The organism is Bacillus sp. RK1064, from assembly GCF_051488405.1.
Taxonomy (GTDB): domain Bacteria; phylum Bacillota; class Bacilli; order Bacillales; family Bacillaceae; genus Bacillus.
The window spans coordinates 2,842,204-2,855,530 of sequence record NZ_JBPSCZ010000001.1 but is presented as its reverse complement, the minus strand read 5'-3'; the positions used below and the strand labels follow the sequence as shown (position 1 = coordinate 2,855,530).

General features: G+C 41.7%; 11 protein-coding genes. 4 read left to right on the top strand and 7 right to left on the bottom strand.

What is annotated here, in order from left to right; all coding sequences use genetic code 11:
* Positions 1-11 precede the first annotated feature (11 nt).
* Positions 12-944, bottom strand: a complete 933-nt coding sequence (gene hprK, locus ACSSTM_RS14530) for an HPr(Ser) kinase/phosphatase (RefSeq protein ID WP_003212943.1) — start codon at positions 942-944, stop codon at positions 12-14.
* 177 nt (positions 945-1,121) lie between these two features.
* Here hprK and nagA point away from each other — a divergent pair, with 177 nt between their 5' ends.
* Genes nagA through ACSSTM_RS14515 form a run of 3 tightly spaced genes read left to right on the top strand, consistent with a single transcriptional unit; the run spans position 1,122 to position 3,787 of the window.
* Positions 1,122-2,312 carry an N-acetylglucosamine-6-phosphate deacetylase gene (nagA, locus tag ACSSTM_RS14525; RefSeq protein ID WP_034660095.1) on the top strand — a complete coding sequence of 397 codons (1,191 nt, stop codon included), beginning with the start codon at positions 1,122-1,124 and terminating at the stop codon, positions 2,310-2,312.
* Complete coding sequence (nagB, locus tag ACSSTM_RS14520) at positions 2,312-3,037, top strand: glucosamine-6-phosphate deaminase (RefSeq protein ID WP_034660097.1); 726 nt, start codon at positions 2,312-2,314, stop codon at positions 3,035-3,037. The genes nagA and nagB overlap by 1 nt, the downstream gene beginning before the upstream one ends.
* A 24-nt stretch (positions 3,038-3,061) precedes the next feature.
* Positions 3,062-3,787: a GntR family transcriptional regulator gene (locus ACSSTM_RS14515; RefSeq protein WP_187704176.1), complete on the top strand. Its 726-nt coding sequence runs from the start codon at positions 3,062-3,064 to the stop codon at positions 3,785-3,787.
* Between the two features lie 33 nt (positions 3,788-3,820).
* Here ACSSTM_RS14515 and ACSSTM_RS14510 read toward each other — a convergent pair whose 3' ends face one another.
* From ACSSTM_RS14510 to ACSSTM_RS14490, 5 genes are all read right to left on the bottom strand, one after another.
* Complete coding sequence (locus ACSSTM_RS14510) at positions 3,821-7,678, bottom strand: metallophosphoesterase (protein WP_437404217.1); 3,858 nt, start codon at positions 7,676-7,678, stop codon at positions 3,821-3,823.
* A 93-nt stretch (positions 7,679-7,771) separates the two neighbouring features.
* Positions 7,772-8,158 carry a phage holin family protein gene (locus tag ACSSTM_RS14505; RefSeq protein WP_024423577.1) on the bottom strand — a complete coding sequence of 129 codons (387 nt, stop codon included), beginning with the start codon at positions 8,156-8,158 and terminating at the stop codon, positions 7,772-7,774.
* Entirely contained in the window at positions 8,159-8,353 is a 195-nt protein-coding gene (locus ACSSTM_RS14500) for a PspC domain-containing protein (protein WP_034660102.1), read from the bottom strand.
* A 6-nt stretch (positions 8,354-8,359) separates the two neighbouring features.
* Entirely contained in the window at positions 8,360-9,451 is a 1,092-nt protein-coding gene (locus ACSSTM_RS14495; protein ID WP_095285747.1) for a DUF4097 family beta strand repeat-containing protein, read from the bottom strand.
* Positions 9,452-9,462: 11 nt separating this feature from the next.
* Entirely contained in the window at positions 9,463-9,798 is a 336-nt protein-coding gene (locus ACSSTM_RS14490; protein ID WP_034660105.1) for a DUF4870 domain-containing protein, read from the bottom strand.
* 195 nt (positions 9,799-9,993) lie between these two features.
* Here ACSSTM_RS14490 and ACSSTM_RS14485 point away from each other — a divergent pair, with 195 nt between their 5' ends.
* A complete protein-coding gene (locus ACSSTM_RS14485; RefSeq protein ID WP_034660106.1) occupies positions 9,994-10,224 on the top strand; it encodes a hypothetical protein in 231 nt (76 codons plus the stop codon).
* A gap of 225 nt (positions 10,225-10,449) precedes the next feature.
* On the opposite strand, the gene uvrA is transcribed toward ACSSTM_RS14485, so the two are convergent.
* Positions 10,450-13,326, bottom strand: a complete 2,877-nt coding sequence (uvrA, locus tag ACSSTM_RS14480; RefSeq protein WP_437404216.1) for an excinuclease ABC subunit UvrA — start codon at positions 13,324-13,326, stop codon at positions 10,450-10,452.
* Between the last annotated feature and the right edge of the window lies 1 nt (position 13,327).

Here is a 13,327-nt window from a genome sequence, read left to right as displayed (position 1 = left end):
ATAGACAACTCCTATTCATCCTGGCCATTGTCTTCAATGACATCGGCAAGTTTACTTGTAAATTGTTCCGCCGCATTATGTCCCATGCGTTTTAACCTGAAGTTCATCGCAGCCACCTCAATGATGACCGCTAAGTTTCTTCCTGGCCGGACAGGGATGGTCAGCTTCGGTACATCTGTATCGATGATTCGCATTTTTTCTTCTTCAAGTCCTAAACGATCGTACTGTTTGCCTTGTTCCCAAAGCTCAAGGTTCATTACAATCGTAATTCTCTTATAGCTTCTGACAGCACCGGCTCCAAATAAGGTCATCACATTAATGATGCCTAATCCACGGATTTCTAAAAGATGTTCAATCAGCTCTGGTGCGCTTCCAACTAACGTATCCTGATCCTCTTGACGGATTTCCACGCAATCGTCTGCGACCAGCCTGTGTCCCCTCTTCACTAGTTCTAAGGCTGTTTCACTTTTTCCTACTCCGCTTTTTCCAATTAACAATACACCTACACCATATACATCTACGAGCACGCCATGAATGGCGGTCGTTGGTGCAAGCTTACTTTCTAAAAAGTTGGTCAACCGACTCGAAAGTCTTGTCGTTTTTAGGCTTGATCGTAACACAGGGACGCCATTTTCATTTGAAGCTTCAATTAATTCCTTCGGCACTTCACGATCTCGTGACAAAATAATTGCAGGGGTAATATCTGTACAAAGAGACATCATTCTCTGCTTTCGTTCGCGTTCTGGGAGTTGTTCAAAAAAAGAAAGCTCTGTTTTCCCTAAAAGTTGAACTCTTTCTTTTGGGTAATATGTAAAATAACCAGCCATTTCAATACCTGGTCTGGAAAGATCACTGATTGTAATGGGACGATTAATCCCTTCTTCCCCACTTACCAGTTCAAGATGAAATTGTTCCATTATGTCCTTCGTACGAACTTTCGGCACGCTTCTTCCTCCTTTTATCACAGGCGATTCAGAAATACAGCTCTATTTTATCACTTTCAATCATGATCCCAAAACAGTATTTTATCCTGATCCTGTTTCATCTGTTTCACTGGTATAGACAACTATACTTAAAAAGGGTAAACTAAGTCAAAGACAATGACTAAAGGGGGCACAATCATGAGCAGCTCTTTATTGCTCTCCAATATTCATATTGTGACAAAGACTGAAATGATTGCAAACAGTTTTGTCGGTTTACGCGACGGCAAGATTGACTATATTTCAACATCACCACCGACAGGAAATTATGAAAAAGTATATATTTCCCGGGAAAACTTTTATTTACTTCCCGGAATGATTGATATTCACATCCATGGCGGATATGGAGCAGACATGATGGATGCGACATCAGAAGCCATGAATACACTCGCTAACAACTTACCATCAGAAGGAACGACAAGTTTTTTAGCAACAACCATCACTCAAAACCATCATGAGATAGAGCAAGCACTCAAAAATGTCTCTCAGTGGAAACATTATAATGAAGAACAAGCAGGAGTTCAGGCACAATGTTTAGGTATCCATCTTGAAGGTCCTTTTATTTCTAAAGATAAAGCAGGGGCACAGCCTGTTCAATGGATAAAGCAGCCCGATCTCCCTCTTTTTGAAAAATGGCTGGATGCTTCTCAACAGCTTATTCGAATTGTCACGTTTGCACCTGAGGAAGACCCTGACTTTGCTTTTCTTTCTCTGTTGCAAGAAAAAAACATCATTCCTTCTATTGGACATACGAATGCTCGTCACGACATGATTGAATTAGCAGCAAAGCATGGTGCACGCCATGTCACGCATCTTTATAATGCACTGAGTTCGTTTCAGCATCGTGAACCAAATGCTGTGGGGGCTGCTCTTACGAACGAGAATCTTCATACCGAGCTGATTACGGATGGAATACACTCCCATCCACTTTCCATTAAGCTTGCATATTTAGCAAAAGGAAGTGATCGTTTGATCATGATTACAGATTCGATGCGCGCAAAAGGACTCGGGAATGGGACGTACGAATTTGGCGGTCAAACAGTCACAGTCAGCGGCGAAAAAGCATTACTCTCAGATGGTACACTTGCAGGATCGATTCTGAGAATGAAAGATGGCGTCAAACGGATGAAACAGATTACACATTGTGAATGGACAGAGATAGCGAAGATGACCTCAACCAATGCAGCCATTCAGCTAGGACTTGACCAGCAGCTCGGTTCTATCGAAGTTGGAAAACAAGCAGACCTTGTGATTTGGGATGAGTCTGGCGAACTAATGATGACGATCTGCCGTGGACAAATCGTCTTTGAGAAAAAGGAGGCCAATCACTAATGAAGATCATCGAATTTGAAGATAAAGAACAATTAGGAAAAGAAGCAGCAGCCCTTATCGCACGCACAATCGCTTCTAAACCAGATGCAGTACTTGGCCTAGCAACGGGCGGTACACCTCTTGATACATATCAAGAGTTAATTCACCTTCATCAAGCACACCAATTGTCTTTCAAACAAACAAAAACAGTCAATTTAGATGAATATGCAGGACTTGATCCAGATCATGAAAATAGTTATATGACCTACATGAAACGTCATTTATTTGATCATATTGATCTCCCTCAGGATCAGTATTTCCTTCCAAATGGCGCTGCACCTGATTTAGAAAAAGAATGCTTAAGATATGATCAGCTCATTCAAGATATAGGCGGCATCGACCTTCAGCTTCTTGGAATCGGTCAAAATGGACATATCGGGTTTAACGAGCCCGGTACCCCGTTTAACTCAAAGACTCATGTCGTGCAACTAGATGAAAACACCCGGCAGGCCAATGCAAGATACTTTTCTTCTATTGATAAGGTGCCTACACATGCCATTACCATGGGCATTGCAAGCATTCTTTCAAGTAAAAAGATTCTCCTTCTTGCATCAGGAAAATCAAAAGCGAAAGTGATACAATATTTAGAACAGACTGAGATACATCCAGACTTCCCAGCATCTGCTCTGAAACTTCATGAAGATGTGACAATTTTGATTGATCGAGAAGCTGGTTCACTACGCTAAAGCTAAACACGAGAGGATTTTCACATGTTTATTGATAAGCAGTCACCTATTCCGATGTACCATCAGATTATGGAGAACTTGAAAAAACAGATTGAGGATGGAACATTAGCACCTGATACACTCATTCCTTCTGAAAGAGAATATGCCGAACGCTTTGGTATAAGTCGAATGACTGTCAGACAAGCCTTATCGAACCTTGTGAACGAAGGATATTTGTATCGACAAAAAGGAAAAGGCACCTTTGTTAGCCGAAAAAAATTTGAACAGCCGCTTCAAGGCTTAACAAGCTTTACAGAGGATATGCGCCAGCGTGGGCTTAAAGCTTCAAGCCAGCTCATTGACTTTAAAAAAACCGTATGTCCAGAGCACTTACTGCCTGTCTTACAACTGTCAAATAGCGATGCTATCTTTGAACTCAAACGGATACGCCTTGCAAATGATGAACCGATGGCGATTGAAACGAGCTATATCCCTGAAGCATTTGCAGGAGATTTAACAAAGGAACATTTAACTGGCTCTATATATGAATATATAGAGACTCAAACAGGCCTTGCAATTGCTCATGCAAAACAAGAGCTTGAAGCGAATGTAGCTTCAAAGGAAGAAGCACACGTGCTGTCTATTTCAACAGGCGATCCCGTGCTCTCAATCGCAAGAACGACTTATTTTCAGAATGACATTCCATTTGAGTATGTTCTCTCCGTGTATAGAGGGGATCGTTACAAGCTCATTCATACAATGGAAAGATAAACAGTGCCCTCATAAAAGGAGGAGCACTGTTTTTTATTTCCTAAGAAATGTTGCTTCACGATCATCTTTTGTATGAATTTTCCATATAGGCGAAATTGCTTTTCCTTGAAAACGATCTTTTGCTACAGTGTACCAATAATAGTCTTCATTTGGCCTTAAGCCTTTCCACTCAAAGCTTGCTTTTTTGCCGCTTTTTACACCGCGTGCCTCTCCTATCAGGACATTTGTGTAGACATTAAGTTCAAAATAATTGGTTTTGACAGATTTCATTTTCGGCGTCAAATCCACATCAATTGAAAATTCATCCTGATCTCCATACGTTTTAGGATCATAGAAATGCTCTTGATTCATATAAGGTGAGTACGTCGTAAAATGAAGCTGGTTTTTTTCTTGATCGGCTGTTATCAGCCTCATAAACCCTTGTCCACCTTCAGGTCCTGACTGATAATCAGCGAGTATTTGATATACTTTCCGGTCTACTTTGCCATCCTGGTCATCGTCAAGCTCATCTACTTTCCTGCTTGCTCCGTGATAATGGCCGCTAAATACTGCCACAATATTGGGATGGCGTTTCACCACCTGATGGAAGATGAGGTCGCCAATCGGGCTGCGGTTGCCACTCACCAACAAATACTCATGGAAATTTAAAATGACGATGCGATCTGGATGCTCAGAAATCACACGGTTTAACCAATCAATTTCATCTTGCTTAATCCCCCAGCCCATGTATACCATCATATAATCATTGCCACCGGCAGAGATGAGATCATAATGACCTCGATTGTTTTGATAGGATTCACCATAGTAAGGTTTATTTGCAAAGCGTTTCTCCCCGAAATATTTCCCATATTCCGCATATAAGCCGTCCTTATGTCGAACATCATGATTTCCTGCTAAAACACCGTATGGAATCTGATGCTCATCTAACACACGCATAAACGTATCGGCACGATGCCATTGTTTATCCTTTGAATCATCCACAATGTCACCTGTATGGAACACATATTGAATGTTTAACTTCTCCCTCTGGTCTCGGATCCACTCGACCATTTGTTTAAAGATATGAGGATAGCTCTTTGCATAATATTGTGTGTCAGACATCCAAACCATCTTATATGGCTTTTGCGCTTTGCTGATTTCATCCTGTACAAGCAAATCAAACGTATGATTCTTCATGTACTGTCTTACTGACAGCAGTCCTTTCAGGTAAAATTCTTTTTGATCTTCAGCAAAATGATGAGTGATTTTATCCCACTTTTCTTGCTGATGATTCCATGCATACATGGTCACCCTTCTCCCTGACAATGAACTCCCTTTCCACATCGCTTCGACGACATCCTTTTCACGTACATCTTGATGAACCTTGATTTGAAAACGATGATAAGGAAAACGATGTAAATCCTTCGTTTCAACTGACTTACCATCAGCAAATGCAATGCGATTCCTTTCTTGATTAGAAAAGATCATTTCTCCTTTTTCGTTAAAGCTTTTTGGCGGTTCTGTCTCCGCTGCATATTTCAAAATCTTCATTGATGGATGCAGCGATGTATATTGATAGGCACGGTAAAAGGAGTAATCCAGCTTATCATTCGTTGGATCCTTGGTGAGCACAGTTTGCTTAGACGATTTCATTTTCGTCTTATCTGCTACTCGTTCTGGTGTCTCAGGGTGTTCATGTACCGTTTTGAATTCTTTTTTCAACGTCGACATGTTCCCTGCGGCATCTTTTGCTTTAATTGTCAACGTGTGCTCACCCGGGTTTAATTCGCTAGAGGACGTCTGATATGGCAAGGAAATTGGCTTGCCATCTACATATGCCTTCATCTCCTCTATGTCACTCCAACGATCCGTTACCTTTGCTTTTAACGTAAAGGCTCCTTTATATGGATCCTTTGTTTGAACATTGGTCTTGATTTTCGGACCTGTGTTATCGACATTCACATGTACAGATGCATGCTCGTCTGAGGTTTTGGCCTCAATCAAATGCGGCCCCTCTTTCAGCCTTCTTGTGTCCCACTTCATATAGGTTGAAACATAAGCTTCTTTTGGAATTTCAAATTGAAATGTTCTTACCTTTTTGGCGTTACCGCTGTCTCCCATTTTCCATTCTTTTTGCGGCTTTGCATTGATTGGAGGAATTTGTGTTCCATTCGACAGGATCATCCGGACGTTTTTTAATTCAAAATCATCGTGATTCTCTCCAGGCAGCCGATCTACTGGAGAAGACTTCGTTCCAGCATGGAAGGAGATCGTTTGGAGACCTGCTTTTTTCATCTCTGCTTCTGGTATTGGCATTGTATAGGTACGATACACTTTTGTCGAATCATCAAAAATAGAAAGTAAGTGCTTACCTATGGACACACCATTTTTAAAATATAAATTTGTCCCTTTGACATCAAATGCGATATATGGATCTGCTTCAAGGGCAGAAAATACTTGCTGATTCCGCTTTCCATCTATCAATAATTCAATGCTTTTTTTCCGATCAGACGTTGCCTTTAATGGAAATAATCCTGAAACCGTATCTCCTTCTTCTACATTGAATCGAAGACCGTGGGCTTTGCTAACCTGCTCCACATCAATCATTTTTTTCATCGTCATTGCTGTATTTTCGCCGTCTGACGCTTCAAGCTGATATTCCAATTGTTCTTTACCAATCAACTCAGGTGAGTAAATAATATGATGAAATAACCGGTCGTTATGATCTTTTTGAAGCAGTATTTCCTTGAAATCATCTTTCCGATTTGTTCGATAGCGAAGCTTGACGGTTTTGACGGCCTGATCATCCTGTACATCCGCTTTAATCTCTATGCTTTCAGTTGGTTTCACTGGTTTCCTCACTGTCATATCTTCAATCACAGGTTTATGGATATCTTGAGACATTTCTTTTTTCTCAGATGGAATTTGTGCTTTTAGCACTTTTCCAGGCGTAGGCTCTTCTTCAATTTTCGAGATCAGCTTCATTTGCGAAGTACCGTCCATTGGATATTTAAACAGCAAAGATTTATGCTCACTAAACCATGATGGCTTCAAACGAAATGCTGCTGAAGAAATCTCCTCCCCTATATTTGTTGTGATTGAAACAAGACGAGATTTAGAGTTGGACAGCCCTTTGCTCTCGATGACAGATACATGCTCTCCCTCTTTTAATAGACTTTTGTACATGGCATTGAAGTCCGCTACAGTTAAATGCTCCTGCCCTTTTTTCCTCAGCCAGAAAACATAAGGTTTTCCAGGTGAAATGGTGACTGGATTTGCGTGAAAGGAATACACATCATCCATTTCAGTTCCTTGTGCAGGATTGCGGTAGCGAAGTTGATAATGTTTAAGAGAGATTGGCTCATGTGTCGTGTTATACACCTCGATAAATTCAAATGCATCTTTGCCTTTGCGATTCTTTGAATTGACGACAATTTCCGTGATGACTAAGTCCGGAATGCGAGAAAGATCCTCTTCAAATCCATTTAAGTGTACAGATTGTTCTGCCGTTTTGATCACGGACTTTTGCGTAAGAAACTCTGTATAGTAACGAACGGTTGAATTCCATAATTGATCTGGCGGAATTTTCGCTGTAAATTCTGGCTTCATACCTGGTAACCGTTCCATTGGAAGCAAACGGTACCCCAGTTCATCACTTTGTTTATAGTACAAGTTCGCAGACAAAATTTGTTCCGGATCCGTAATAGACGCACGAAACTGGAGATCACGGCTTTTTTCCCCTAGAACTGGACGGACATCCACATGAAATCGATCAAAGATAAAAGGAGAAAAAGGCTTGTCCGGTATATTGACTTGTGTTTGAATAAAAGGCCCTGCTGAAGCAGGCTGATTGAAACAAAAAAGAATGATAAAAAAACATAAAAGCATGATTTGTCTGCTCACGTTCACCATCGTGCACCGCCTCCTTCGGATATTGTGTCTCCTGAAGGAAGTTTTTATGTCAGATGAAACGGAGAAACGATACAAAATGGTACAAAAAAACCGTTAGCTTTTTTTCGCTAACGGCTCCACAATTCCTTTTTGTATCAACAGATGGAAAATGGATAAAATGACAGCCATCCAAATGGCCGTTCCAAACCCATCAATGTTAAAACTATCACCCATAAAGCTCGATGTCATCATCAATGTGATGGCATTAATCACAAACAAGAACAATCCTAGTGAAAGGACGGTTACTGGAAGCGTTAAAATGATCAAAAACGGCTTCACTAAAATATTGAGCAAGGATAAAATGATACTTGCGACAATGGCTGCCCCAAACCCTTCAATATATACGCTTCCGAGCCCTGGCAGAATGCCTGAATCAAAATATCCAGCAATGACGATTAAAAGTAATGCATTTACTAAAATACTGACGATCCATCTAAGCATTTATTTAGTGCCTTCTTCCGGAACAACAAAATACCAGATGAAGTAGACCAGGAAGATAGGCATAAATGCTGTCAAAAATCCGATGATGACTGTTAAAATGCGAAGCAGGGATGCATCGACACTTAAGTATTCGGCAAGTCCACCAACAACACCCGCTATTTTTTTATCTGTTGCTGAACGATAAAGCTTCTTCATGTAGAATCACTCCTTGTCTGATTGGTGCTTTACTTGAATTGAACCTGTTTTTGTTTCTGCAAAAATGGATATACTGTTCACTGCCTGTTGATTGGCTTTGATCATTTTCTCTTTTTGTAATGTTTCATTTTTCTCTTTAATCATCTCTGCATCAAGCAAATCATGAGAAATAGACCCAAGATTGCTTTTCAGTTCAGCGGTCACTGCACACGCACGCGGGATCTGGACGTCCACACTGCCTGTTGTCGTTTTCGCATAAATGGAACGGCACTTTTCATCCGACAGCTGAACAGCAATGTTTCCGTTAAAGCTTTGGGCATCAATTGATTCACTTTTCCCGCGCAGGTCAATGAGCCCATTGATGGTTTCTACTTCAATCATACCACACTCGTGATCCGCCAGTTTAATTTGTCCGTTTGCTGTTTCAATTCCGACCTTTTCTGCCTGTAACGAGGCAAAAGAGACAACACCATTGGTGGTTTTCGCAGCAAGTTCTTTTGTCTTTAGCTTTTCCCCGCGAATCGGACCATTAAACAGTTTAACCTTGATTTTATCGTATTGGATACGAGGTACATATAAAGTGACATTGACTTTCATCGTCTTCTTTTCGGTCCGTATAAAAAATTTATCCCCTTCCAGGCCGCAGTCCAATTGATTGAGAAATTGCTGTCTTGCCTGCTCTCCGTCCTCTGCACGGTAGATTTTCGCATGGCACTCTGCACGAATATCCCCATCGTCCCAAGGCATCACATTGAGACTGCCGTTCGACAATTGAATATCTAAATGAGAGAGCGTGGCGTCTTTGAACTGAAAAATGTGCTCAACGTCGACCGACTGTCCAAAGTTTAAATCAAGATCTACGTCTTTCACCTTTTTCACCGCAGAATCTAACCAGCCAAACAGCTTTGCACCAAGATTTTCAGTACCATTTCCTTTGCTCTCTGTGCCAGCTTTTTCTTCATGAAAGGTGTGATCAGCTGTAGACTTTTCTAATGAAACAGACTGACTTTCTTCTAGTTTTTCAAGCAGCGTAATCGCTTCTTTTGCCGATAATGTCCCGTCTTCTACTAATTTTAAAATGCGTTCTTTTTCATTCATACAAAGCCCTCCTACGATTTGATGGATTGAAGTACTTTAATACCTTGAATGATATTCCAAATGACAGAGATCAAAAAGCCAATGGCGACTAAAAAGGACAAGATGAGCATCGTGATCACTGGAATAAGTGAGTCACTTGCCTGTGTCGCCAATAAAAATGGGATAGATCCAAAAACCAGTATCACGCACGCTGCAACTGGCAAAAGGTGTGACCACAATGCCCGCATCGCGTGCCGTTTCGTTTCCTTTTGATCAACTACAAAATATGCCACGATCGGTACAATAAACGGCATAAAAAATACACTAAAATAACAAATAGATGCAATGATCGACTGATCTCTATTCATATATTCGCTCCTTCATGATGAAAATTCCTTTCTAACTCATACGTTTATTGCGTATCAAAAGTTTCAAAATCATTCGAATTACATATGACCTTAGACACAAATTATATCTTTTTGCACCTAAGTATAGATTCTTCACGGATTACCCTTTAAAATATGTTGAAAAGATGGTGATTATCATTATAGGGGGTAATTATTTTGACAGATCATCATAATACTAACCACACGGCTCAAACGCTTTTAGACCTTATACAGAAACAGAAAAGCATGAACAGCGATATGATCAGGGAGCTTGAGACCATTCATCCGTCTCATCCAAAGTATGGTGATATCCGTTATTTAAAAGTACTGCTCGACAGCAGCAGCACACATATTTTAAAGGATTTAACGCAACTCAGTCATTTAATGCCAAAGGAAGATGCGCAATAAAAGAAAACCCCTCTTAACGAGGGGTTTCAGCGTGTAGGCAAACCCTCGCATTCTTTGTCAGGACTGCGCGCTGGTGCTCCCGAATGTCAAATTCGCTCCGCGCCAGTGCTCATCCTTCCTAGACTTCAAAGGTTTTCTATCACACTGAAAAGAAGACAAAGGGCTAAAATAAACATCATTTTAGCCCTTTGTCAACAATCTGAAACCCCTCTTAACGAGGTTTTTTTATGATGAAGTTACACTTTCTGTTTCTTTGACCAACTGTTTCATTCGTTCACGGTCACGTTCTAAAATAGGCTTCAAGTATCGACCAGTGTAAGAAGCTTCTTCTTTTGCAATCTGCTCAGGAGTCCCAGATGCAATGATCGTTCCGCCGCCTGCACCGCCCTCTGGTCCGAGATCAACGAGGTAATCAGCAGCCTTGATAATATCAAGGTTATGCTCAATCACTAGCACCGTATCTCCGTTTTCTACCAAACGCTGAAGCACTTTTAATAAACGGGCAATATCATCCACATGCAGACCTGTTGTCGGCTCGTCTAAAATATAAAGAGACCTTCCGTTTGAACGGCGGTGAAGCTCAGATGCTAATTTCACACGCTGCGCCTCTCCCCCGGACAATGTCGTAGCAGGCTGTCCAAGTGTAATGTATCCTAGCCCAACATCAAAAATCGTTTGAAGCTTCCGCTTAATTTTCGGGATATTCTCGAAAAATTGGAGTGCGTCCTCCACAGTCATTTCAAGGACATCGGCAATGTTTTTCCCTTTATATGTGACCTCAAGTGTCTCGCGGTTATAACGTTTCCCGTGGCACACCTCACAAGGCACATACACATCAGGTAAAAAGTGCATTTCGATTTTAATGATGCCATCTCCACGACACGCCTCACAGCGTCCGCCTTTGACGTTAAAGCTGAATCTGCCTTTTTTATAGCCTCGTACCTTTGCTTCATTGGTTTGTGCAAACACATCCCGCACATCATCAAATACGCCTGTATACGTAGCTGGATTGGATCTCGGCGTACGGCCGATTGGAGATTGATCAATATCAATCACCTTATCTAAGTGATCCATTCCTTTGATCTCTTTGTGCTGTCCTGGCTTCGCCTTCGCTCTGTGCAGTTTTTGCGCAAGTGATTTTAATAGAATTTCATTCACAAGCGTACTTTTCCCTGAGCCGGACACACCGGTCACAGCTGTAAAGACGCCTAGAGGAAACTTCGCATTGACGTTTTTCAGGTTGTTTTCTTTTGCACCTTTGATCTCAATGTAGCGGCCGTCAGGCTTTCTTCTTTCGATCGGCAGCGGAATAAATTTCTCACCCGATAAATATTGTCCTGTTAAAGATTTCTTGTCCTTCATGACTTCTTCCGGCGTCCCAGCTGAAATCACTTCTCCTCCATGAACTCCTGCTCCAGGTCCAATATCAATCAAATAATCAGCGGCCAGCATCGTATCCTCATCATGCTCTACGACAATGAGGGTGTTCCCGATGTCACGCATGTTTTTCAATGTCCCGATCAACCGGTCATTATCACGCTGATGCAGACCAATGGATGGTTCATCTAATATATAAAGAACACCTGTCAGCCTTGACCCGATTTGAGTCGCCAGACGAATCCGCTGCGCCTCTCCGCCGGATAGTGTGCCCGCTGACCGGCTCAATGTGAGGTAATCTAATCCCACATTATTTAAGAAGGACAAGCGCTCTTTGATTTCACGTAAAATGAGCTGGGCAATCTGCAAATCTTTCTCAGACAGCTCAATTTTTCCATATAAATCAAGGGCATCAGAGACAGACAAGTCTGTGATTTCTCCGATATGTTTGCCATTGATCAGAACCGCAAGCGTTTCTTTTTTCAGACGATATCCTTTACATGTCGGACATGGCTGATTAGCCATATATTTTTCCATTTGCTCACGAATATAATCAGAGCTGGTTTCCTTATAGCGTCTCTCAATGTTACGAAGAACGCCTTCAAATTCAATTTCATTTTCACGTACCTGACCAAAATCATTTTCATATTTAAAATAAATCCGTTCAGAGCCGCTGCCATATAAAATTTTATCGAATAAATGCGACGGTATATCCTTCACTGGAATGTCCATGTCGATGCCGTAATGTGTACATACTGCCTCAAGAAGCTGAGGATAGTATTGTGAGCTTTGCGGCTCCCATGGGGCAATAGCATGCTGTCGTAACGTCAAATCCTTATTAGGGATGACGAGCTCAGGGTCAACTTCTAGTTTAGAGCCAAGCCCGTCACAGCTCGGGCAGGCACCGAAAGGACTATTAAATGAAAACATTCTCGGCTCAAGCTCACCAATAGAGAATCCGCAGTGCGGACAAGCATGATGTTCACTGAATAACAGCTCTTCTTGTCCAATCACGTCAATCATCACACGGCCTTCACCTAGTCGCAGCGCCGTTTCAAGGGAGTCAGACAGCCGAGCCGCAACGCCTTCCTTCACCACGATTCGGTCAATCACGACTTCAATGGAATGCTTCTTGTTCTTTTCAAGCTCGATCTCTTCTGACAGATCTTCCATCTCTCCGTCGACTCTTACTCGAACATAGCCCTGCTTTCGAATTTGATCAAGTACTTTGACATGTGTTCCTTTGCGGCCAGATACAACCGGAGCAAGCACTTGCAATTTCGTTCTTTCTGGATATTCTAAAATACGATCTGTCATCTGCTCAATCGTTTGGGACGTAATTTCAATCCCATGTATCGGACAAATAGGTTTCCCGACTCGAGCATACAAGAGACGTAAATAATCATAGATTTCAGTAACGGTTCCAACCGTTGATCTAGGGTTCCGGCTCGTCGTCTTCTGGTCAATACTAATCGCCGGAGAAAGACCTTCAATGGCATCTACATCCGGTTTATCCATTTGACCGAGAAATTGGCGCGCATACGCTGAAAGAGATTCAACGTATCGGCGCTGACCCTCTGCATAAATGGTATCAAAGGCAAGAGACGATTTTCCTGAACCAGATAAACCCGTGATGACCACTAGCTGGTCACGCGGGATATTCACATCAATATTTTTAAGGTTGTGGGCTCTAGCACCTTTCACCTCTATTCGTTCCATAGCCATC